Consider the following 22096-nt stretch of genomic DNA (forward strand, 5'->3'; position numbering starts at 1 on the left):
GCCCGGGGGTCCACGCGGTGCGCTGGGCCTGCACGAGGGCCCGGCGGGCGGCGCGCAACCGGGTCGCGGGCAGGGGTGCGAGCTCCGGGGCGAGGGCCTCGCGGGAGGGGGCGGCGACCAGGCCCCGCAGCACCGCCTCCGCGGCCACCGCACCCCAGGCGAGCTCCGCCACGGGCCGCCCCTGCGGCGGGCAGCACCCGGGCGAGGCGCACCGCAGGGACCGCCAGCGGCGCGGACCCACCGCGAGGACGTCGTGCACGCCCGTCCCGAGGACCGCGAGCAGGCCCTCCACCGTCCGCAGGACCGCGGCGACCTCGTCGGGGAGGCCGGGCGGGTCGGCGTCGGCGTAGACGACCAGCACGGCCGGCCCGCTCGCCGTCCTCTGCCGCCAGGGCAGGACGGCGGAGCGGGCGACGTCCTCGACCTGGTCGGGGCCGGTGGGCAGGTCCGCCCGCACGCAGACGCCGAGGGCGTGCCGGCGCCCACGGTCCCCGTCCGGGGGCGAGAGCTCCAGCAGCACGAGGCTGCGGCGCGGGTGGAAGCCGAGGCGGTAGGGCAGGGCGGCCAGCAGGTCCTGCGGACCCTCGAGGGTCAGGACGCCGGCGGGCGGCGGGTCGGCCGGTGCGGGAGGCATGCCGGGACTCTGGGCCGCCGGGGGCGCACCCTCCGGACGCCGTCCACAGGCTGGGCCGGGGACCCCGCGGTGGACCCGGCGGCGCTCAGCGGTCGAGCGGCTCCGGCGACGCGTCGCGCGAGGAGGCGTGCTGGGAGGCGGGGTCCGGGGAGGCGTGGTGGAGGGAGGCCGTGGACCCGGTGCGCCAGGCCGCGTAGTCCTCCGTCGCGACGAGCACCGACCCCGCCACCCAGGCCGCGACGACGGCGTCGTCGACGAGGCCGACCAGCGGCAGGAAGGCCTCGGGCAGGACGTCCAGCGGCGAGACGAGGTAGACGAGGCCGGCGACCGCGAGGCCGAGGCGGGTGCGCCCGGGGCCCGTGTAGCGGCCCGCCAGGGCGTCGCGCGTCATGGCGGGCAGCGACGACAGGCGCTCCCCCACCCCGGGCGTACCGGGCCGGGTGCCGCCGCGCAGCGTCTGCCAGAGGACCCCCACGGCCGCCCGGCGGCGCGCCGGAGCCGGCGGGGTGAGGGGGACGGGTCGCGTCGCACGTGTGGCCACAGCTGCCTCCTGGATCGGTCCCTCACCGCGCTCGCGGCACCCCTTCAACGCCGCGGCACCGCCGCGGCGTTCCCCGCCGTCGCTCCCGCGTCCCGCCTCAGGCCGCCCCGACGGCCGTCGCGACGGGCGGGAGGCCGTGCTCGGCGTGCTTGGCGATGCGCTGCAGCATCAGGGTGTCCAGGCCCGCGCCGACGGCGCCGCCCAGGACGGGCACCAGCCGCGTCGAGGTCCGGAACAGGCCCGAGGCGCCGATGCGGGCCAGGAGGCGGAAGCCGACGCCCTTGTTGACGAACATCAGCACCGCCGGGGGCAGCCGCTGGGAGACGAGCGCCGCGACGCGGCCGCCCGTGGGCAGCCCGGCCGAGCGCAGGACGTCGGTGGCGTCGGAGCCGACGAGCGTCAGCAGCACCGCGCTGCGGACCTCGGGGCGCGAGGTGTCGTAGCCGCGCAGCTCCGCGATCGCGGCGACCGTGCGGGTGGCCAGCACGTAGAAGCCGAGGACGTTGACGGGCAGGGCCACGGGGAGGGTCACCAGGCCGCCCACGCCGGTGGCGAAGCCGGAGGCCGCGACCATCTTGGCGTGCTTGCGCACGACGGCGTGCACGGCGGACTCGGTGCTGGGGTGCCGCAGGCGGGCGGTGCGCGCCACCTCGGCGGCGGAGTCGAACGGGCCCCTGCCGTCGATGCCGACGGCGAGCAGCCGCTGCACGAGGACCGCCGCACGGCTGTCGTCGGGGACCTCGGGCCGGCTCTGGGCCGGTTCACTGCGCGACACGGGATCGCTCCTCCTCCTGGCGGCCCGGACGGGCGGCCGGAGGACGACGCTAACGGCAGCGGCGGATCAGCGCGCGGGGTCCTGCTCGCGCAGGAAGGCGGCGACGTCCTCGACGCCGGTCTCGACGTAGCGGCGGCGGGCCCACGGGCGGGGCACGCGGGACTGCGCGGCGACGGGCGGCCGGTCGAGGGTGGGCAGCCCGCCGACCCGTGCGGCGCGGCGCAGGGCGCGGCGGTCGCGCAGGTACGGGACGGCGAAGAGGGCCAGCAGGCCCAGGAGCAGGAGCGTCGGCATGCTCCCTCTTCGGCCGATCGGGCGCCGGACTCAACCCCTTCCCCGGCGCGTCTGCCCGACGCGTTCCCCCGGCGTGTCGCGGGGGCCTCCCGGTCGGCGACGGCGGGCCGGTCCTCGCGGCACCTGCTTGGATCGGCGGATGGCCCGACCCCGCCGCACCGGCCGGACCCCGGCCCCCGCCGACCTCGCGGAGGGCGAGGCGCTCATCAGCACGGGCACCGCCCGCCTCGAGCGCGACCGCGACGACCCGGACGGCTGGCTCGTGCACGTCAACGGCGTCCCCAGCTCCTACGTCGACCTGGCCGACCCGACGCACCTGGCCTTCGAGTACCAGCAGTGGACCGCGGCCGTCCTCGACGCGGTGCTCGCTCCCCCGGAGCCGGTCTCGGCCGTCCACCTGGGCGGGGCGGGCTGCGCGTTCCCCCGCTACCTCGCCGCGACGCGGCCGGGCTCGCGGCAGCTGGTCCTCGAGGTCGACGAGCGGCTCGTGGACCTCGTGCGGCGCAGCTTCGGCGTGCGCAACGCGGCCGGCTTCAAGCTCAAGGTGGCCGACGCCCGCGAGGGCCTCACCAAGGTCGCCGACGGCACCCAGGACGTCGTCGTCCGCGACGCCTTCAGCGGGGACACGGTGCCCGCGCACCTGGTCACGCGCGAGTTCCTCACCGACGTCGACCGCGTCCTGGCCCCGGGCGGGCTGTGGATCGCCAACCTCGCCGACCGCCCGCCCATGCCCCACTCGCGGGCCGAGGTCGCGACCGCCGCGTCCGTGTTCGCCTCCGTCGCGCTGCTCGCGGAACCGTCGCTGTTCCGGGGCCGCCGCTACGGCAACGCGCTCCTCGTGGCCTCCCAGCGGGAGCTGCCCGAGGCGGCCCTCGTCCGGGCCGTGTCCGGGGGCGTCGCGCCCGCGCGGGTCCTCACCGGCGCCGACGCCCGGCACTTCTCGGCGGGGGCGGGCGTTGTCACGGACGCGGGGCTCGCGGCCGCAGCCGCCCCGCGGCGCACCGCGCCCCCCGCCGCACGGCCCGGCACGACCCGCCCGACGACCCCGGAGGACCTCGACGGATGAGCGCCCTCGCGCTGCAGACCGGCACCACCAGCGACGGCGCAGGGGGGATCACGGGCTTCGTGCTCGACGTGGTCGCCACCCTCGGCGCCCCCGGGGTGGGGGCGCTGAGCTTCCTCGAGGTGGTGTTCCCGCCCATCCCGAGCGAGATCGTGCTGCCCCTGGCCGGCTACCAGGTCCAGCAGGGCCGCATCGGCCTCGTCGCGGTGATCCTGCTGTCCACGCTGGGCTCCTACCTGGGCTCCCTCGTCCTGTACGGGGTCGGGCGGGCGCTGGGGCTGGACCGCGCGGCCCGCATCGCCCACCGCATCCCGCTCATGGAGGCGGGCGACGTGCACAAGGCGGGCGACTGGTTCCGCCGCCACGACACGGCCGCCGTCTTCACGGGCCGCTTCGTCCCCGGCGTCCGCAGCCTCGTGTCGCTGCCCGCCGGCGCGGCCCGGATGCCGCTGCTGCGGTTCTCGGTGCTCACGGTCCTCGGCTCGGGCCTCTGGAACGGGCTGCTGGTGGGCCTCGGCGTCGCCCTGGGCACGCAGTACGAGGTCGTCGAGCAGTACGGGCACTACTTCGACTACGTCGTCTACGCCGTGCTCGGCGGCCTGCTGGCGTGGGCCGTGCTGCGCCGCGTGCGCCGCGGCCGAATTACGCAGCGGGCCGGCGCGACCGACTGACGGCGGCCGCCGTCCCCGCGCGCCGGTGCGCGGGGACGACGACCGGGTGCCTCAGGCCTGCGACTCGGAGCCGTCGCCGCTCCACTCGACGTGGAAGTCCCCCTCGCGGTCGACTCGCTTGTAGGTGTGCGCCCCGAACAGGTCCCGCAGGCCCTGGATCAGCGCGGCGGAGGAGCGCTCGCGGCGCAGCCCGTCGTAGTAGGCCAGCGCCGAGGCGAAGCCGGGGGCGGGGATGCCCGCCTGGACCGACTGCACGACGACCCGGCGCCACGCCTCCTGGCCGTCGCTGACCGCCTGGGCGAAGTACGGGTCGAGCAGCAGCGACGACAGGTCGGGCTGCTTCTCGTAGGCCTCGCGGATCCGGTCGAGGAACTTGGCGCGGATGATGCAGCCGCCGCGCCAGATCGTCGCCATCGCGCCCGGGTCGATACCCCAGCCGTACTCCTCGCTGCCCGCGCGGATCATGTCGAAGCCCTGCGCGTAGGCGACGACCTTCGAGGCGTACAGCGCCGCGCGGACGTCGTCGACGAACGCGTCGGCGTCGGCCGCGTCGACGAAGCCGCCCGCGCCCTCCTCACCGCCGGGCTCGCCGAGCGCACCGATCTGGCCCGGCCCCGGCAGGACGCCCTGGGCCGCCTTGCGCTGCTCCGCGTGGCCCGAGAGGGCGCGGGCGAAGACGGCCTCGGCGATGCCCGAGACGGGCGTGCCGAGGTCCAGCGCGGTCTGCACCGTCCAGCGCCCGGTGCCCTTCTGCTCGGCCTCGTCCAGGACGACGTCGACGAGCGCGACCCCCTCCTGCGTCGGGTCGTCGGTGGAGAGCACGCGGGCGGTGATCTCGATGAGGAAGGACTCCAGGTCGCCGGAGTTCCACGTCGTGAACACGTCGGCGAGCTGGCGCGGCGTGCGGCCCAGGCCGTGGCGCAGCAGGTCGTAGGCCTCGGCGATGAGCTGCATGTCGGCGTACTCGATGCCGTTGTGGACCATCTTCACGAAGTGCCCGGCGCCGTCGGGGCCGACGTGCACGGCGCACGGCGTCCCGTCGACGGAGACCGCGATGTCCTCGAGGATCGGGCCGAGCGTGGCGTAGGCGTGCTCGCTGCCGCCGGGCATGATGCTCGGCCCGAGCAGCGCGCCCTCCTCGCCGCCCGAGACGCCGACGCCCGCGAAGTGGATGCCCTTCTCCTTCAGCGCGGCCTCGCGGCGGCGGGTGTCGGCGAAGTGGGCGTTGCCGCCGTCGACGAGGATGTCGCCCTCGGACAGCAGCGGGGCCAGCTCGTCGATGACGGCGTCGGTCGGGCCGCCCGCCTTCACCATGATGACGATCGTGCGCGGGGAGGCCAGGGAGTCCACGAACTCCTGCGCCGTCGTGGCGGGCACGAAGGTGCCCTCGTCGCCGAACTCGGCGACCAGGGCCTTCGTCTTCGCGTCCGTCCGGTTGTGCACGGCGGTCACGTAGCCGTGGCGGGCGATGTTGCGGGCGAGGTTGCGCCCCATGACGGCCAGGCCGGTCACGCCGATCTGCGCCTTCTGCGTCGTCTCAGTCACGGGCGCAGCCTTCCACGGGAGCGCTCCCACGGGAACGGCTGCCCCGCCGCCGGCCGCCGGGAGGGTGCCCCGGCGCGACGGCCCGCGCTCAGCCGCGCCCGCGCCGGACGGCGAGGTCGCGCCGGATCGCCTCGCGCACCCGGGGCACGACGACCCCGTCGCGGGCCAGCACGGCCCGGGTCTGGCGGCGGCTGACGAGGATCCCGACCGTGCCCACGAGCCACACCGGCAGCTGGACCGCGAACGCCACGCGGAAGGCGTCGAGGGAGTAGGTGTCGGGGGTGCCCGCGCCCTGGGCGTCGAGCAGCAGGCCGATGACGAGCAGCACGACGACCGAGGACATGAACCCCATGACGTTGGTCATGCCCGTCGCCCCGCCCAGGCGGTCGGCGGGGTTGAAGCTGCGCGCGTAGTCGAAGCCGATGAGGGAGCCGGGGACGCCCGTGCCCATCACGAGGACCAGGACGACCAGCAGCGCCACCGGCGCGGGGCCCGGCAGCAGGAGCAGCACGGACCACACCAGGGCCTGGGAGCCGACGATCGCGAGCACCAGCCAGGACCGGCGCAGCGGGTGCCGCGCGACGAGGCGGCCCAGCACGGGCCCCGTGGCCGCGGAGGACAGGATGTAGACGGTCAGCAGGGTGCTCGCGGCGTGCGGGCTCAGCCCCTGGCCCGACACCAGGAACGGGTAGCCCCACAGCAGCGCGAAGGCGTTGCCCGCGAACGGCGTCGTGAAGTGCGCCCACAGGCCCAGCCGGGTGCCGGGGTGGCGCAGGGAGGCCCGCAGGTCGCCCGCGACCGAGGAGAGCGCCTTGACCCGGCGGGGGTTCTCCGCCCCCGGGGGCACGTCGCGCAGCACGAGGACGGCCAGGACGGCCGCCAGCACGCTCAGCGACGCGGCGCTGGCGTAGGCGGTCGTCCAGCCCGCGCCGTGCAGCAGCGCCACCAGCGGGATGAGGCTGAGGACCTGGCCCAGCTGGCCGCACAGGCCGATGAGCTGGGTGACGACGGGGACGCGCTGCGGCGGGAACCAGTTCGTCGCGATGCGCAGGACGCTGACGAAGGTCGCCGCGTCGCCCGCGCCGACGAGCACGCGCGCCAGGACCGCCGCCGAGACGTCCGTGCTGACGGACAGCAGGAACTGCCCGGCGGCCATCGTCACCGCGCCGATCACCACGAGGCGACGCGGGCCCCACCGGTCGATCAGCACGCCCACGGGGATCTGCAGGAGGGCGTAGACGAGCAGCTGCAGGACGGCGAAGGAGGACAGGGTCCCCGCCCCGATGCCGTAGCGCGTCGAGGCGTCGATGCCCGCGGCCGACAGCGACGTGCGGTTCAGGACGGTCACGACGTAGGCGACCGCGCCGATGCCGAAGACCAGCCAGGCCCCGCGCGCCCGCCCGTCGAGCGCGCGGGTGCCCGCGACGGCGCTCACCGGGCGGTCCGCAGGCGGTCGCCGGCGTGGCGGACGTGGCGGCGCACCAGCTCGCGCCAGGTCTTCGCGTCGCCCGCCCGGGCGGCCTCGAGCAGCGCGCCGTGCTCGGCGAGCGCCACGGCCATGCGGTCGGTGGAACCCCGCATGTTCGCCACGCCCATCCGCATCTGCCGGTCCCGCAGCGAGTCGTAGACGGCGGCGAGGACCTGGTTGCCGGCGGCCGCGACGACCGTGGCGTGGAACGCGCGGTCGGCGGCCATGAACGCCCACGGGTCACCCGCGTCCTGCGCCGCGCGCATCCGCTCGAGGTGGACGGCCAGGTCGTCCACGAACTCCGCGCGGCGCTCGAAGGCGCGGGCCGCGGTGTGCACCTCGATGAGCTCGCGGGCCTCCAGCACGTCCTCGACCTCGGCCGGGGACACGGGGACGACGAGGGCGCCGCGCTTGGGGATGAGCTGCACGAGGCCCTCGGCCTCGAGCCGGAGCAGCCCCTCGCGCACGGGGGTGCGGGACACCCCGACGCGCTCGGCGATCTCGCCCTCGGTCAGCAGCGACCCGCCCGGCAGCGAGCGGTCGAGGATGCCCGCCTTGACGTCGGCGTAGACGCGGTCGGCGGCCGCGGGGACCACCGCACCGGAGGAGGGAGCGCGGCCGCTGGCGATCTCACTGGTGTGCATGATGTATCTATGGTGCCACAGCGGGCCGGGGTCAGCCGAGCGCGCCGCCCGCGGTGCGCAGGTCGGCCACGAGCGCGTCGTACGCCGCCTGCCGCTCGGCCTCGGGAACCCGCAGGACGGCGGAGGGGTGGATCGTGCCCATGAAGGTCTTCTCCCCCCGCGAGGTCGGCAGCCGGAACAGCTGCCCGCGGTGCTTGGTCACCCGGAAGTCCTTCGGCAGCAGCGCCTTCGCCGCGGTCGCGCCCAGGCAGACGACCACCTCGGGGTCGACCTGGGCGAGCTCCGCCGCGAGCCACGGGCGGCAGGCGGTGATGTGCGCCTGCTCGGGGCTGGCGTGGATGCGCCGGTTGCCCGGCGCGCTCTGGGTGAAGCGGAAGTGCTTCACGGCGTTCGTCACGTAGGTCGCGGAGCGGTCGATGCCGGCCTCCTCGACGGCCTTCTGCAGCAGCCGCCCGGCCGGCCCGACGAAGGGCACCCCGCGCCGGTCCTCCTGGTCCCCGGGCTGCTCCCCCACCAGAGCCAGCCGCGCGTGCACCGCCCCAGCCGAGAACACGACCTGCGTCGCGGGCTCCCACAGCTCGCAGCCGCGGCAGTCGTGCGCGGCGGCGCGCAGCCCCTCGACGTCGGCGTCGGCCGGGACCCACTGCTGGGCGCCGGGCCGGTCGGGCTTCGGCGCCCTGGCGGGCTTCGCTGGGCCGTCGGTCGTTCCGGGGCTGTCGGTGTTCTCGGGGTGGTCGGGGTTCGCGGTGCGGTCGGGCTCGGCGTTGCTGGCGGGCATCTCAGGATGATGTCGCGGTGCTCCCGGCCGCGCCCGTCGGTGCGCTGGGGCCCTGCGGCAGGTCGTTCTGGACGGCGAGGGTCGCGGTGGCGCGGCGCACGGGCTCGACGTGGCGGCCGGGCACGACGTCGTCGAGGAAGCCGTAGCGGCGCACCAGCTCCCCCGTCGCCACCCCGCGGGGCCCCTGGCGCAGGTGGCTCCACCAGTCGGCGATGTCGCCCCAGCCCGGGGCCGAGAGCGACCCGCCGAACTGCTGCACCGACAGCCCCGCGCACAGGTTGGCGAAGGCGAGGCGGTCGGCGAGCGGCCAGCCGCCCAGGGTCCCGGTGAGGAACGCCGCGCCGAACACGTCGCCCGCCCCCGTCGCGTCCAGGGCCTCCAGGCTCAGCCCGGGCACGTCGGCGCTCTCCCCCGTGCTGGCGTCCACGGCCAGCGCACCCCCGGCGCCGCGGGTCACGACGACGACGGCCACCCGCTCCGCGAGCGCCGACAGCGCCCGCGCCGGGGTGTCGGTGCGCGTGTACTGCATCGCCTCGACGTGGTTGGGCAGGAACGCGTGGCAGTGCTCCAGGCCCGTGAGGACGTCCGCGGACCACTGCGTCGAGGCGTCCCAGCCGACGTCGGCGAACACCATCGACCCGGCGTCGCGCGCCTTGACCACCCACGGCTGCGGTTCGGCCGCGAGGTGGACCAGCGCGGCCCGCGCGGGTGGGACGTCGGCGGGGTCCGGCCCGGGCGCCGGGTGCTCGTGGGTGACCATCGCGCGGTCGCCGCCGTAGGCCAGCGACACCGTGACGGGCGAGTGCCAGTCCGGGACCCGGCGCGAGGACGACAGGTCGACGCCCTCGCCCTCCCCCAGCGTCTGCCAGCAGAACTCGCCGTAGGCGTCGGTGCTGAACGCCGCTGCGAGCGAGGTGCGCAGCCCGAGGCGCGCGGCGGCCGTGGCCATGTTGGCGATCCCCCCGGGGCACGAGCCCATCCCCGACGTCCACACCTCGGTGCCGAGGCGCGGTTCGGACTCCAGCCCGGTCAGGACGATGTCCAGGAAGACGGTGCCGCGCACGTGCACGTCGAAGAGGACGTCGGAGGTCTGCGGGTCGGGAGGGGTCGCGTCGCCGGGGGTGCTCACCCCCCGATGCTGGTGGGCGCGGACCCCGCTGGCAACGACGGGAGCGTTCGCACGCCCGCGGCGGGGGGAGCAGGATGGGCGCCGGCGTGCGGTGCGGCCTGTGGCCGGACCTCGCGCCGGACCGGATCCGGCCACAGATGAGGACCGCAGACGATGGAGTACCGCACTCTGGGTGGCGGCGGCGCAGCCGTCTCCCACCTGGCTCTCGGAACGATGACCTTCGGCGGCGAGACCGACCGCGAGGGCGCGTTCACCCAGCTCGACACCTTCCTGGCGGCCGGGGGCACCCTGGTCGACACCGCCGACGTCTACACCGGCGGGACGTCGGAGGAGATCATCGGCGCCTGGCTCGCCGACCGCCCCGCCGACGTCACCGAGCGGGTCGTGCTGGCCACCAAGGGCCGCTTCCCGACCAGCGGCGAGCCGAACGGCGTCGGCCTCAGCCGCCGCCACCTCACCCGCGCGCTCGACGCGTCGCTGACCCGCCTCGGCGTCGACGCCGTCGACCTCTACCAGGTGCACGCCTGGGACCCGTGGACGCCGATCGAGGAGACCCTCGCGGCCCTGGACTCCTTCGTCCGCGCCGGCAAGGTGCACTACGTCGGGCTGTCGAACTTCACCGGCTGGCAGCTGCAGAAGGCGTGCGACACGGCCGACGCGATGGGCCTGACCCGCCCCGTCACGCTGCAGCCGCAGTACAGCCTGCTGGTGCGCGAGATCGAGTGGGAGATCGTCCCCGCCGCGGAGGAGAACGGCCTGGGTCTGCTGCCCTGGTCGCCGCTCGGCGGCGGCTGGCTGTCGGGCAAGTACCAGCGCGACACGGTGCCCACGGGCGCCACGCGCCTGGGCGAGAACCCCGAGCGCGGCGTCGAGCGCTACGCGGGCCGCAACGCCCAGCAGCGCACGTGGGACGTCATCGACGCGCTGCAGCGCATCGCGGAGGCCCGCGGCGTGAGCATGGCGCAGGTCTCCCTGGCGTGGCTGGCGGCGCAGCCCGTGGTGTCCTCGATCATCCTGGGCGCCCGCACGACCGAGCAGCTGGTGGACAACCTGGGCTCGGCCGACCTCGAGCTGGACGCGGCCGAGCTGGCCGCCCTGGACGAGGCGAGCGACCCGAACGCGGCGGACTACCCCTACGGCGTCCCCGGCGAGCAGCAGCGCAGCCGGAAGCTGACCGGCGGCCGCTGACGCCCGCGACCGGCCCCGCACCCCGTGCGGGGCCGGTCCGCGCCGCCGTCGGAGGCGGCGGCGCCGGTGAGCTCCCGGACCGCGGCAGCGCTCAGGCCGCGGACTCCAGGCCCGCGACGAAGGACGCCCACAGCTCCGCGTAGCGGCCCCCGCGGGCCAGCAGGTCGGCGTGGCTGCCCTGCTCGACGATCCGCCCGTGGTCCAGCACGACGATCCGGTCGGCGCGCGAGGCGGTCGTGAGCCGGTGCGCCACCACGAGGGTCGTGCGCCGGCTCGCCGCCGCGTCCGCCGCGGCGGCCAGGACGGCCTCGGCCGCCGGGTCCAGGGCGGCCGTGGCCTCGTCGAGCAGCAGCACGTCGGGGTCCACCAGCTCGGCCCTGGCCAGCGCGACCAGCTGGCGCTGGCCCGTGGAGAGGTTGCGGCCCCGCTCGCCGACCACGAAGTCGTAACCCCCCGGCAGCGAGCGGATCGCCGCGTCCGCCCCGACGGCCACGGCGGCCGCGCGGACCTCGTCGTCGCCCGCCTCCGGGCGCGCGTAGGCGATCGCGTCCCGGACGGTCCCGTCGAACAGGTAGGCCTCCTGCGGCACGACGCCGAGGCGCTGCCGGAACTGCGCGGTGTCCAGGTCGCGCAGGTCCATCCCGTCGACGAGCACGCGGCCCGCGGTCGGGTCGTAGAAGCGCGCGGCCAGCTTGACCACGGTCGACTTCCCGGCGCCCGTCTCCCCCACCAGCGCCACCGTCTCCCCCGCCGCGACGACGAGGTCGAAGTCGACCAGCGCGGGTTCCGCCGCGGCGGAGTAGCGGAACTCCAGGCGCTCGAAGCGCAGCTCCCCCCGCAGCCGCCCCACGGGCACGGGGTGTGCGGGCGCGGGCGTGGAGGTGGTGGTGCGCAGCAGGTCCCGCAGCCGGCGCAGGCCCACCGCGGCCTGCTGGTAGCCGTCGAAGACCTGCGAGAGCTGCTGCACGGGAGCGAAGAACAGGTCGACGTAGAGCAGGAAGGCGATGAGCACTCCGACGCTGACGGTCCCCGAGCGCACGAGCTGGGCGCCGACGACGAGCACGACCGCCGCCGTCGCCTCGTTGAGGAACTGCACGAACGGGAAGAACGTCGCGATGTAGCGCTGGGCCAGCAGCCGCGCGTCGCGGTACGCCTTGCCCTTGGTGCGGAACGACGCCGTGTCCTCGCCCGTGCGGTCGAAGGCCTGGGTCACGCGGACCCCGGCGACGCTCTCCTGGAACTGCACGTTGACCGCGCTGATCCGCTCGCGCGCCTCGGTGTAGGCCGGCCGCGAGCGCCAGCGGAACAGCAGGGTGGCCAGGACGAGCACGGGCAGCACCGCGACGACGACGACGGCCAGCTCGGGCTCCAGCACGAGCATCGCGACGAAGACGCCGACGATGGACAGGAGGCTGACCAGCGCCTGCGCGACCCCCGTCTGCAGGAACGTGGAGAGCGCGTCGACGTCGCTCGTCATCCGCGTCATGATGCGGCCGGCCTGCTCGCGCTCGTAGTAGTCCAGGCCCAGGCGCTGCAGCTGCGCGAAGGTCTTGATCCGCAGCGAGAACAGCACGCGCTCCCCCGTGCGGCCCGTCACGCGGCCCTGCGCGACGGTGACCAGCCAGTCGGCGACGACCACGGCGGCGGCGATCGCGACGACCGTGAGCAGGGCACGGAGGTCGCCCTGCCCGACGCCCGCGTCGAGGCCGTCGCGCACCAGCAGCGGCAGCGCGAGCTGCGCCACGGCGTCCGCGGCGACGAGCGAGAGCCCGAGCGCCAGGGCGGCCAGGAAGGGCCGCAGCAGCGTCCGCAGGCCGAAGCGGGGCTCGGGATGCTCGGCCGAGGCGAGGTCCACGTCGGGCGCGTCGTCCGCGGGCGGCAGGTCGGCGATGCGCTGCAGCAGCTGCGGCGAGACGGTCAGGCCGGCCGCGGTCACCGCGGCGGCGCGTCCTGCGGCCGGCGCCTCCCGCGGGCCGCCCTGCGCGGGGACGGGAGCGGGGGCGACGGCGCGGGCGGAGACGCGGTCGGGCGTCGCCGGGCGGGTGTCCTCGTCGGGGTCGAACAGGCGCCGGAAGAGCACGCAGCGCTCCTGCAGCTCGGCCTCGGTGCCCTCGTCGACGACCCGGCCGCCGTCCAGGACGACGATCCGGTCGGCCAGGCGCAGCGTCGAGCGGCGGTGCGCGACGAGCAGCGTCGTGCGGCCCTCGACCACCGAGGCGAGGTTCGCGAGGATCCGCTGCTCGACCGTCGGGTCCACCGCCGACGTCGCGTCGTCCAGCACCAGGACCCGCGGCTGGGCGAGCAGCGCCCGGGCCAGGCCGACGCGCTGGCGCTGGCCCCCGGACAGCGTCAGGCCCTGCTCCCCGACGAGGGAGTCCCACCCGTCGGCGAGGTCGGCGACGAACCCGTCGGCCGCGGCCAGGCGCAGCGCGGCGGCCACGTCGTCGTCGCCCGCCCCCGGCACCGAGTAGGCGACGTTCGCCCGCACCGAGTCGGAGAACAGGAACGTCTCCTCGAACACCACCCCGAGCGCGCGGCGCAGCTCGGCCGGGTCGAGGTCGCGCACGTCCACCCCGCCCACGCTCACGCGCCCCGCGTCGACGTCGTAGAAGCGCGGCACGAGGTTCGTGACGGTGGACTTGCCCGACCCCGCCGTGCCGACGAGGGCGACCGTCTCCCCCGCGCGGACCCGCAGGCTGACGCCGTCCAGGACGCGCCGGCCGGGGGCGAAGGAGAACGAGACGTCGCGCAGCTCGAGGTCGAGCGGTCCTGCGGGCAGCGCCGCGCGGCCCGGGCCGCCGATCGCGGGGACCGTGTCGACGACCTGCAGGACGCGCTCCATCCCGGCGCGCGCCAGCTGCCCGACGGTGAGGACGCCCGCGAGCTGGCGCACCGGGGAGACCAGCGAGCCGAGGTAGGTCGAGAAGGCGAGGAACGTGCCGACCGTGAGGTCGCCCCGCAGCGCGAGCCAGCCGCCGAGGAGCAGGACCCCCACCTGGCCGAGCGCCGGGACCGCCTGCAGCGCAGGTCCGTAGCGGGAGTTGTAGCGCACCACGCGCATCCGGTCGCCGAACAGGGCGCCGACGACCCGCTCGAGGCGCATCAGCTCGGCGCGCTCCTGCCCGAACCCCTTCACGACGCGGACGCCCGTGACCGCGGCCTCGACGGAGGCGGCGACCTCGGCGGCGCGGGCCTGCGCGGCGGCGTTGGCGGGGAACAGGTCGCGGCGGCTGCGGTAGGCGATCCACCACAGGGCCGGGCCGACCGCGAGCGCCACCAGGGTCAGGACGGGCGACAGCACGGCCATGACGACGAGGGAGACGACGAACAGGACGGCGCTGCCCGAGACGTTCGGCAGCCAGGCCAGCAGCCCCTGCACGACCTGCACGTCGCTGATCGAGCGGCTGACCACCTGCCCGGTCGACAGGCCGTCGAGCTGCCGCCCGTCCATGCGCTGCACGGCGGCGTGGACGTCGTTGCGCAGGTCCAGCTGCACGTCCAGCGACAGCCGGCCCGCGGTGTAGCGGCGGACGAAGCCGAGCCCGAAGATCACCAGGCCGGCGGCGACGAGGAGCACGGCCCACGGCCACAGCGGTGCGCCCGCGTCCGGGATCACCTCGTCCACGACGTGGCGGACCACGAGCGGCACGAGGGCCGCGATGCCGTAGGACACGACGGCCGCGCCGAAGGCCGTCAGCAGGTCCCGCCGGTGGCCCAGGCAGTACCCCGCCAGCCGCCGCAGCCAGCTCGCCGCGGGGTCCCCCGCGCCGGGGGCGGACTCCCGCGTCCGGCGGTGGTCTGCGGGTCCGGCGGGAGTCAGGGGCACGGACGTCGACAGTAGTTCCGACCCCGGACACCGGCTGCCCGGGGACACCGCCTCTCCAGAGACACCGCTCCTGTGGCGGACGGGGAGCCCGGCTCCTCAGCCCGCGGGCCGGGGCGCCCGGGCGGGCCGGGGCGTCAGGTGGTGCAGCCGCACGTCGCGCAGCCGCCCGTCCTCGGCGTGCGCGGTCAGGTACGTGCACGTGGGCATGCGGCGGCGGTCGGTCGGCGAGCCGGGGTTCAGCAGCCGCACCCCCGCCGGGGTCGTCGTGTCCCAGGGGACGTGGCTGTGGCCGAAGACCAGCACGTCGCAGGAGCCCGCGAACCGCTCGTCGCAGCGCCGCTCGCGCCCGGCCGCGGCGCCCGTCTCGTGCACGACGGCGAACCGGACGCCGCCGGCGGCGAACTCCGCGACCTCACCGAAGTGCTCCCGCACGTCGGGGCCGTCGTTGTTGCCCGCGACGCCGACGAGCCGCCGCGCCCGTGCCGATAGCGCGCGCACCGTCGCGGCGTCGACCCAGTCCCCCGCGTGCACGACGACGTCGGCCGCGTCCACGGCGTCCCAGACCTCGGCGGGCAGCTCCTTCGCCCGCCGCGGCAGGTGCGTGTCGGCGAGCAGCAGCAGGGCGACCACGTCGGTCAGTCCAGCGTCGGTCGGTGCAGCGTCGGTCAGTACAGCTGACGGACGCGGACGGTCTCGGGCAGCTCCCGCAGCCGCCGCCCGACCTCGTCGGAGGCGGCCGCCGCGATGTCGGTGACCACGTAGCCGAGGTCGCCGCGCGTCGCGAGCTGCTGGCCCTCGATGTTCACGCCGGCGTCGGCGAGGACGCGGTTGATCGCGGCCAGGACGCCGGGCACGTTGTGGTGCAGGTGGGCCAGCCGGACGGTGCCCGCGGCCTCGTCCGCCGCCAGCGGCGGCAGGTTCACGCTCAGCGTCGTCGCCCCGTGCAGGACGTAGTCGCGCAGCTTCGCGGCCACGAACCGGCCGATGTCCTCCTGCGCCTCCTCGGTGGAACCCCCGACGTGCGGGGTGAGGATGACGTTCTCCAGGCCCCGCAGCTCCGACTCGAACGTCTGCCCGCGGCCCTTGGGCTCCTCGGCGAACACGTCCACGGCCGCCCCCGCGAGGTGGCCCGACTCGATGTGGCGCCGCAGGGCGCGGTCGTCGACGACGAACCCGCGGGAGAGGTTGAGGAACACCGAGCCGGGACGCATCCGGGCGAACTCGGCCTCGCCGAACAGGCCCGTGTTCCCGCGACGACCGTCGACGTGGATCGTCACGATGTCGGCGATGTCGAGGACCTCGTGCAGCGACCCGCAGCGGCGGGCGTTGCCGAGCGCGAGCTTGTCCGCGGTGTCGTAGAAGAACACGCTCATGCCGAGCGCCTCGGCGACGACCGAGAGCTGCGAGCCGACGTTGCCGTAGCCGATGATGCCCAGGCGGCGCCCGCGGACCTCGTGGGCGCCGACCGCGGACTTGTCCCACACCCCGGCGTGCATGAGCCGGTCCTTGACGGTCAAACGGCGGGTCAGGGCGATGATCTCGGCGAGCGCGAGCTCCACGACGCTGCGGGTGTTGCTGTAGGGCGCGTTGAACACCGCGACGCCCTGGACGGCCGCCGCGAACAGGTCGATCTGGTTGGTCCCGATGCAGAACGCGCCGATCGCGCGCAGGTCCGGCGCCTGCTCGAGGACCTTCGCGGTCACCTGCGTCGTCGAGCGGATGCCGAGCAGCGACACCCCCTGCAGCCGCTCGACCAGCTCCAGCTCCTCGAGGGCGTCGGAGGCGGTCTCGACCTCCCAGCCGGCCTCGCTCAGCAGCGTGCGGGCGTCCGCGTGGATGTTCTCCAGCAGCAGGGCGCGGCGGGGCGCGGCGGACACGGCGGTGTCGGGGGCGGGCACGGGTTCCTCCAGCAGCGGACGACGTCGGGCCCCCATCCTCGCGCACCCCGCCCCGGGCGCCGACCGCCCGCCGCGTCGCCGCCGGGACGCGCCGCGGCGGAGGAGGTGGCCTCAGACGGCGGCCACGGCCTCGGCGACGGACCGCGGCCCCGCCACGAGCTCGAGCACCTCGCCGCCGCCGTCGCGCGCGAGCAGCGCCACGAGGACGTCCGCGACGTCGGCCCGGGTCACCGACCCGCGCCCGACCGAGCGCGCGAGCTCGACGCGGCCCGTGGCCTCGTCGTCGGTCAGGGCACCGGGGCGCAGGACGCTCACGTCGAGCGCGGGCCGGGCGAGGACGTCCTCCTCGGCGGCGAGCTTGGCGCGCAGGTAGGCCGTGAACACCTCGTCGAGCCCCTCCGGCGTCGCGCCGTCGCGCACGCCGTCCACGCCCATCGAGGAGACCAGCAGGTAGCGGCGGACGCCCGCGGCCTCCGCGGCGTCGGCCAGCAGGACGGCCGCCGCGCGGTCGACGGTGTCCTTGCGGTCCGTGCCGCTGCCCGGGCCGGCGCCGGCCGTGAAGACCACGGCGTCCGCACCCGCCAGGTCACCCGCGACGTCGGCGGGGCCGGCGGTCTCGAGGTCGCGCACGACGGCCTGCACGCCCAGGGCCGCGAGCTCCTCGACGTGGGCGGGGTTGCGGACCAGGCCGACGACGGTGTCGCCGCGGGCGGCGAGCCTCCGGCCGAGGTGCTGGGCGATCTTCCCGTGGGCTCCGGCGATGACGATGCGCATGCGCCGACCGTACGAGAGCCCCCGCCGCCCGCGCTCGCTGGCTGCCGCGGGCGCCCGTGCGGCATGCTCGCCCGGTGCCGGATGCCGCTGCCCCACCGACGGACCCGCCGACGACCACCGTCTCGGCCTTCCTCGACCTCTCCGCCGACCAGGCGACACCGGCGTCGCTGCTGCTGGCCGTCGCCCGCCGCGACGGCGTCGACGTCGTCGCGGAGTCCCTGGAGGTCGCCGGCCCCGACAGCGCGGTCGACCTCGACGAGCTGGACGTCGGCGACGGCACGCGGATGCACCACCTGCACCTGCCGCAGGGGCGCACGACGGTCACCTACCGCGCGACCGTCCGCTCCGCGCGCGCCGAGGGGCCCCGGCTCACCGACGCCGAGCGCTGGGAGTTCACCCGCCCGAGCCGCTACGCGCCGTCGGACCGGCTGAGCTCGTTCGCGGCGTCCGAGTTCGGCGGCGTCGCGCCGGGCGAGCTGCCGAGCGCGGTCGCCTCGTGGGTCCACGCCCACATCGCCTACGTCAGCGGCTCCAGCTCCCCCACCGACACGGCCGTGGAGACGGTCCTCGCCCGGCAGGGCGTGTGCCGCGACTTCGCCCACCTCACGACGACGTTCCTGCGGGCGATGGACGTGCCCGCCCGGCTGTGCGCCGTCTACGCGCCGGGGCTCGCGCCCATGGACTTCCACGCCGTCGTGGAGGCCGCACCGCAGGGCCGGTGGGAGGTCGTGGACGCCACCCGGCTCGCGCCGCGGCAGGGCCTGGTGCGCATCGCCACCGGCCGCGACGCGGCGGACACGGCGTTCCTGACCACCGCCGGGCCCGTGACGCTCACGTCGATGGACGTGCTCGCCGTGGTCGACGGCGACCTGCCCGCGGACGACCTGGCCGCCGGCGTGCCGCTGCCCTGAGGGCGGACGCAGCGGTGCCCGGCCAGGCGGACCTGACCGGGCACCGCGGTGGGTCAGGCCTGCTCGAGGCGGGCCAGCTCCTGCTCGCTCAGCTCGAACTGCAGCGCGGAGACCGAGTCGAGGATCGACTCGGGGCGGCTGGAGCCCGGGATGGGGATGACGACCGGGGACTTCGCGAGCTCCCAGGCCAGCGCCACGACCTGCGGCGACACCCCGCGCTCGGAGGCGATCTCGGCGAACGGCGCGTGGTGCGATCCGAGGTCGGCCGCCTTGGAGATGCCGCCCAGCGGGCTCCACGGCAGGAACGCGATCCCGAGCTCGTGGCAGCGCTGCAGCTCGACCTCGCTGGAGCGGTAGGCCGGCGAGAACTGGTTCTGCACGCTGGCCAGGCCGTCGGCCCCGAGCACCTCGCGCGCGATGTCGATCTGGGCGAGGTTCGCGTTGGAGATGCCGACCTGGAGGACCTTGCCGGCGTCCTTGAGCTCCTTCAGCGCCCCGACGGACTCCGCGTAGTCCACCGCGTCGTCCGGGCGGTGCAGCTGGTAGAGGCCGATGGCCTCCACGCCGAGGGCCTTCAGCGACGCGTCGCACGCCGACTTCAGGTGCGCCGGCGAGGAGTCGATCGTCCAGGACCCGTCGCCGGGGCGGAGGTGACCGCCCTTGGTGGCGACCAGGACGGTCGAGGCGTCACCGGACCACGACGCGAGCGCCGAGGCGATGAGCCGCTCGTTGTGGCCCGTCTCGCCGGGGTCGCGGCAGTAGGCGTCCGCGGTGTCGATGAGGGTGACGCCCGCGTCCAGGGCCGCGTGGATGGTGCGCACGGCGCGGTCGGTGTCGGGGCGCCCCTCGATCGACAGCGGCATGGCGCCGAGGCCGATCGCGGAGACGGTGCTGGTTCCGAGCTGTCGGGTGGGCAGCGGCACGGTGGTGCTCCTCACGGGCGGGTGACCCCGCTCTCGTCGTCGGCTTCCTCGACCAGAGTGGCCGCGTCGGGCCGCGCCTCGAGTCGTTCGTCCGGGATCGGCTTGCCGGAGACCGTGGACACGCCGTAGGTGCCGTCCTCGACGCGGGCGAGGGCGGCCTCCACGCTGGCGAGGCGGTCCTTGACCTGCTGCAGCAGCGCCGAGTTCTCCTCGGCGATCTGCTCGTGGGCCCCGCGGTCGCCGAAGTCGTCGACGCCCTCCTCGGCGTCACCGCCGCCGCCGGGCTCGATGCGGTCCTCCAGGCTCGCGGCGTCCTGCGTCAGCTGCTGCTGCATCTCGAGCAGGCGCTGGCGAGCGGCCTGGGTGTCCATGGGGGTCTCCTCGTGCGAGTCGTGCGGGAACGTCCGGACGCACCGCCTCCGGAGGCGGTGCGCCCACAGTCCTACCGCGCGGCCGTCGGGCCAGCACGGCGAGAGCGGCTCCCGCGCCTCGCGGGCCGGCCCGGGCGGGTCCAGACTGGACGGGTGATCACCGTCGACCTCGCCCTGCAGCTGAAGTCCGCGGGACTGGAGTGGCACCCCGTCTCCGGGGACCGCTTCATCATCCCCAACCGCGACATGGACGACGACGTCTTCACCCTCAGCGACATGACCGTCGAGGTCCACGACCACCCGAGCGGGCGGATCATCGGCTTCAACGGCACGACCGAGTGGGCGCTGGACAGCGTCGACCAGCCCGAGGCGTGCTGGCTGCCCGCCGAGCACCAGCTGCGCGAGCTCCTCGGGGACCGCTTCACCCGGCTCGAGCGCCGCGACGGCCCCGAGGGCAGCGTGCACCGCGTGCTGCTGCTGGACGAGCGGGGCGCCGACGCCTTCACCGACCCCGACGCCGCGTGCGCCTACGCGCAGGCCCTGCTGCACCACCTCTCGGGCGCGCCGGGCGGCAGCGCGGGCACCGACGACGCGACGGCCGCCGCGGGCGACACCGCGGACCGCTGAGGAGCCAACCCCTCAGCAGCCCGACCGATCGGCGGCCCGGCGGCGTCCGTCCTGCGGCGTCACTCCTCGGTAGTCACTCCTGGGGCGGGGCGTCCTCGTCGTCGCGGCGCGCCAGGAAGCGCTCGAACTCCGCGCCCAGCTCGTCCGCGGTCGGCAGGAACGCGCTCGCCGCGCTCGTGCCCCGGCCCTCGTCGCCCATGGCGTCGTACTGCTCCTCCAGCGCCCGGACGACGGCACCGGCCTCGGGCGAGTCCGCGACCTGCGCGTCCACCTCGACCCGGGTGACGGAGGCCGCCTCGAGCAGCGTGTCGACCGGCAGGGCGACGCCCGTCGCCCCCGACAGCGTGCGCACGAGCACGGCGGCCGCGTCGGGGTAGTCGTTGCCCGCCAGGTAGTGCGGCACGTGGGCCAGGACCGAGAGGACGTCGCGGCCGGCCTCGGAGCCCCGCAGGTGCAGCAGCGCGCTCACGTGGCCGGGGACCTGCGCCTCGACGTCCCAGGTGCGGTAGCCCTCGAGCAGCTCGGGACGGCTGGCGCTGGCGGTCACCCCGCCGGGGCGGGTGTGCGGGACCGCGGTCGGGGCGGCCTGCAGCACGATCGTCGTGCCCACGCCCAGCGCGTCGGCGACCTGCCAGACCGCGGCGGTGAAGCGCTCCCACTGCACATCGGGCTCGGGCCCGGTCAGCAGCAGCAGCGAGCCGCCGTCCTCGTCGCGGACGCGGTGCAGCTCGAGCGCGGGCGCGTCGTAGGACACCCAGTCGTTGCCGCCGAAGGTCATCGTCGGGCGGCGGGAGCGGTAGTCGTGCAGCTGGTCCACGTCGAAGGTGGCCACCAGGTCGTGCTCACGGGTCTCGAGCAGGTGCGCGACCGACAGGCGGACCGCACCGCCCGCGTCGAGGAACCCCGACAGGGCGACGACCAGGGGTGGCTCCACCAGGCGCGGGAGGTCGTCCTCGAGCCGGTACAGGGACGTGGGATCGAGCATGTCGCCCATCATCCCTCGCGCCCCTGGACGGGACGTGATCAGACCCCGCTCGCGGCGCCCGTTCCTCCAGCGGCGAACGCCTCGTCGCGCCCGCTGCGCAGGGTGGCGATGGCGGCCTCGAAGTCGGCCAGCGAGTCGAAGGCCTGGTAGACGGAGGCGAAGCGCAGGTAGGCGACCTCGTCGAGCTCGCGCAGGAACGGCAGCGTCGCCAGGCCGACCTGGTGCGCGTCGACCTCGGCGGAGCCCTGGGCCCGCACGGCCTCCTCGACGCGGTGGGCCAGCAGCGCGATGTCGTCCTCGCTCACCGGGCGGCCCTGGCACGCCTTGCGCACGCCGGTCGCGATCTTCGCGCGGGAGAAGGGTTCGGAGGCGCCGGAGCGCTTCACGACGGCCAGGCTGGCGGTCTCCACGGTGCTGAAGCGCTTGCCGCAGTTGGGACACTGGCGACGCCGGCGGATGCTGCTGCCGTCCTCGGCCGTGCGCGAGTCGACGACCCGCGAGTCTGCGAACCGGCAGAACGGGCAGTGCACAGCTGCTCCCTCCAGCACCTGGCGAGGTCTGCAGACTGCGTCCGCGCAGGTGGGGTGCCCGTGCGGTACTGCTCCCAGGTGCTGGGGTGACGGTACGTCGATGTCGTGCACGGCGGCAACCTCCCTCGTCCGCGGTCGGCGAACGGCCGCGGGTCAGCCGCGGGCCGGGAGCACGAGCTCCTGACCGGCACGCAGCGCCTGGGAGGACAGGTGGTTCACGTCGACGATGTCGACGGCGACGTCGCGCCAGTCCTCACCGGGGGCCCACTGGGCGGCGATCTGGGAGAGCGTCTGCCCGGGCGCCACGGTGACGACGACGACCCGGCCGGCCGCGGTGCCGGCCGCCGCCGGACCACCGACGGCGCTGGTCACGGCGATCACCGCGCCGGTGAGGACGGCGGCCGCGGTGGTCGTGACGAGGAGGCGACCGCGGCGGGTGAGGCGCAGGTGCGGGCGGGAGGCCGGGCACGTGCTCGCCACCGGGCGGTGGCGCAGGCCGGCGCGGCGCAGCGGGGCCGCGG

Annotated in this window: 23 protein-coding genes; 5 read left to right on the forward strand and 18 right to left on the reverse strand. The window is 75.9% G+C overall.

Going from position 1 to position 22096, the window contains the following annotated elements; translation table 11 throughout:
* The 4 genes from F1544_RS20500 to F1544_RS20515 all read right to left on the reverse strand — a co-directional run.
* Positions 1 to 634, reverse strand: a 634-nt coding sequence (locus F1544_RS20500; protein ID WP_167588065.1) for a DUF4192 family protein, incomplete at its 3' end; no start/stop codon positions are given.
* An 85-nt stretch (positions 635 to 719) separates the two neighbouring features.
* Positions 720 to 1175: a YkvA family protein gene (locus tag F1544_RS20505; protein ID WP_208972298.1), complete on the reverse strand. Its 456-nt coding sequence runs from the start codon at positions 1173 to 1175 to the stop codon at positions 720 to 722.
* Between the two features lie 97 nt (positions 1176 to 1272).
* Entirely contained in the window at positions 1273 to 1950 is a 678-nt protein-coding gene (locus tag F1544_RS20510) for an EcsC family protein (protein WP_167588066.1), read from the reverse strand.
* Between the two features lie 66 nt (positions 1951 to 2016).
* Positions 2017 to 2244, reverse strand: a complete 228-nt coding sequence (locus F1544_RS20515; protein ID WP_167588067.1) for a hypothetical protein — start codon at positions 2242 to 2244, stop codon at positions 2017 to 2019.
* 139 nt (positions 2245 to 2383) lie between these two features.
* Between F1544_RS20515 and F1544_RS20520 the strand changes: the two genes are divergently transcribed.
* Both F1544_RS20520 and F1544_RS20525 read left to right on the forward strand, forming a co-directional pair.
* Positions 2384 to 3310, forward strand: a complete 927-nt coding sequence (locus F1544_RS20520; RefSeq protein ID WP_167588068.1) for a spermidine synthase — start codon at positions 2384 to 2386, stop codon at positions 3308 to 3310.
* Positions 3307 to 3978 (forward strand): DedA family protein, encoded by a 672-nt coding sequence (locus F1544_RS20525; protein WP_167588069.1) that lies wholly within the window; start codon positions 3307 to 3309, stop codon positions 3976 to 3978. Before F1544_RS20520 ends, F1544_RS20525 begins: the two co-directional genes overlap by 4 nt.
* Before the next feature lie 51 nt (positions 3979 to 4029).
* On the opposite strand, the gene gnd is transcribed toward F1544_RS20525, so the two are convergent.
* From gnd to F1544_RS20550, 5 genes are all read right to left on the reverse strand, one after another.
* Positions 4030 to 5472: an NADP-dependent phosphogluconate dehydrogenase gene (gnd, locus tag F1544_RS20530; RefSeq protein WP_208972301.1), complete on the reverse strand. Its 1443-nt coding sequence runs from the start codon at positions 5470 to 5472 to the stop codon at positions 4030 to 4032.
* A 139-nt stretch (positions 5473 to 5611) separates the two neighbouring features.
* The gene (locus tag F1544_RS20535; protein ID WP_167588071.1) at positions 5612 to 6958 is read right to left on the reverse strand and encodes an MFS transporter; all 1347 of its coding nucleotides are present in this window, start codon (positions 6956 to 6958) and stop codon (positions 5612 to 5614) included.
* Positions 6955 to 7635, reverse strand: a complete 681-nt coding sequence (locus tag F1544_RS20540; protein ID WP_167588072.1) for a GntR family transcriptional regulator — start codon at positions 7633 to 7635, stop codon at positions 6955 to 6957. The genes F1544_RS20535 and F1544_RS20540 overlap by 4 nt, the downstream gene beginning before the upstream one ends.
* 31 nt (positions 7636 to 7666) lie before the next feature.
* Positions 7667 to 8413, reverse strand: a complete 747-nt coding sequence (locus tag F1544_RS20545) for a UdgX family uracil-DNA binding protein (RefSeq protein WP_167588073.1) — start codon at positions 8411 to 8413, stop codon at positions 7667 to 7669.
* A gap of 1 nt (position 8414) precedes the next feature.
* The gene (locus tag F1544_RS20550) at positions 8415 to 9542 is read right to left on the reverse strand and encodes a carbohydrate kinase family protein (protein ID WP_167588074.1); all 1128 of its coding nucleotides are present in this window, start codon (positions 9540 to 9542) and stop codon (positions 8415 to 8417) included.
* 153 nt (positions 9543 to 9695) lie between these two features.
* On the opposite strand from F1544_RS20550, the gene F1544_RS20555 reads away from it, so the two are divergent.
* Positions 9696 to 10730, forward strand: a complete 1035-nt coding sequence (locus F1544_RS20555; protein WP_167588075.1) for an aldo/keto reductase — start codon at positions 9696 to 9698, stop codon at positions 10728 to 10730.
* A 91-nt stretch (positions 10731 to 10821) separates the two neighbouring features.
* Here F1544_RS20555 and F1544_RS20560 read toward each other — a convergent pair whose 3' ends face one another.
* The 4 genes from F1544_RS20560 to F1544_RS20575 all read right to left on the reverse strand — a co-directional run bounded on the left by F1544_RS20560 (position 10822) and on the right by F1544_RS20575 (position 17228).
* Positions 10822 to 14556, reverse strand: a complete 3735-nt coding sequence (locus tag F1544_RS20560) for an ABC transporter ATP-binding protein (protein ID WP_308470224.1) — start codon at positions 14554 to 14556, stop codon at positions 10822 to 10824.
* Positions 14557 to 14652: 96 nt separating this feature from the next.
* The gene (locus F1544_RS20565; protein ID WP_167588076.1) at positions 14653 to 15186 is read right to left on the reverse strand and encodes a metallophosphoesterase family protein; all 534 of its coding nucleotides are present in this window, start codon (positions 15184 to 15186) and stop codon (positions 14653 to 14655) included.
* A gap of 35 nt (positions 15187 to 15221) precedes the next feature.
* Complete coding sequence (serA, locus tag F1544_RS20570; protein ID WP_308470225.1) at positions 15222 to 16454, reverse strand: phosphoglycerate dehydrogenase; 1233 nt, start codon at positions 16452 to 16454, stop codon at positions 15222 to 15224.
* A 111-nt stretch (positions 16455 to 16565) separates the two neighbouring features.
* A complete protein-coding gene (locus F1544_RS20575) occupies positions 16566 to 17228 on the reverse strand; it encodes an NAD(P)H-binding protein (protein WP_167588078.1) in 663 nt (220 codons plus the stop codon).
* A 74-nt stretch (positions 17229 to 17302) separates the two neighbouring features.
* Here F1544_RS20575 and F1544_RS20580 point away from each other — a divergent pair, with 74 nt between their 5' ends.
* A complete protein-coding gene (locus F1544_RS20580) occupies positions 17303 to 18139 on the forward strand; it encodes a transglutaminase-like domain-containing protein (protein WP_167588079.1) in 837 nt (278 codons plus the stop codon).
* Positions 18140 to 18192: 53 nt separating this feature from the next.
* Here the strand turns inward: F1544_RS20580 and F1544_RS20585 are convergent, their stop codons facing one another.
* Both F1544_RS20585 and F1544_RS20590 read right to left on the reverse strand, forming a co-directional pair.
* Entirely contained in the window at positions 18193 to 19056 is an 864-nt protein-coding gene (locus F1544_RS20585) for an aldo/keto reductase (protein ID WP_167588085.1), read from the reverse strand.
* Positions 19057 to 19073: 17 nt separating this feature from the next.
* Complete coding sequence (locus tag F1544_RS20590) at positions 19074 to 19433, reverse strand: TraR/DksA family transcriptional regulator (RefSeq protein ID WP_167588080.1); 360 nt, start codon at positions 19431 to 19433, stop codon at positions 19074 to 19076.
* Between the two features lie 153 nt (positions 19434 to 19586).
* Between F1544_RS20590 and F1544_RS20595 the strand changes: the two genes are divergently transcribed.
* The gene (locus F1544_RS20595) at positions 19587 to 20060 is read left to right on the forward strand and encodes a pilus assembly protein CpaE (protein WP_167588081.1); all 474 of its coding nucleotides are present in this window, start codon (positions 19587 to 19589) and stop codon (positions 20058 to 20060) included.
* 73 nt (positions 20061 to 20133) lie between these two features.
* On the opposite strand, the gene F1544_RS20600 is transcribed toward F1544_RS20595, so the two are convergent.
* The 3 genes from F1544_RS20600 to F1544_RS20610 form a co-directional block, all read right to left on the reverse strand.
* Positions 20134 to 21045 (reverse strand): proteasome assembly chaperone family protein, encoded by a 912-nt coding sequence (locus tag F1544_RS20600; RefSeq protein WP_167588082.1) that lies wholly within the window; start codon positions 21043 to 21045, stop codon positions 20134 to 20136.
* A gap of 38 nt (positions 21046 to 21083) precedes the next feature.
* Positions 21084 to 21575 carry a transcriptional regulator NrdR gene (gene nrdR / locus F1544_RS20605; protein ID WP_167588086.1) on the reverse strand — a complete coding sequence of 164 codons (492 nt, stop codon included), beginning with the start codon at positions 21573 to 21575 and terminating at the stop codon, positions 21084 to 21086.
* A gap of 153 nt (positions 21576 to 21728) precedes the next feature.
* A partial coding sequence (locus F1544_RS20610; RefSeq protein WP_208972299.1) for a LysM peptidoglycan-binding domain-containing protein occupies positions 21729 to 22096 on the reverse strand: 368 nt, incomplete at its 5' end.

It is taken from the genome of Kineococcus rubinsiae (assembly GCF_011839805.1).
Lineage (GTDB): Bacteria > Actinomycetota > Actinomycetes > Actinomycetales > Kineococcaceae > Kineococcus > Kineococcus rubinsiae.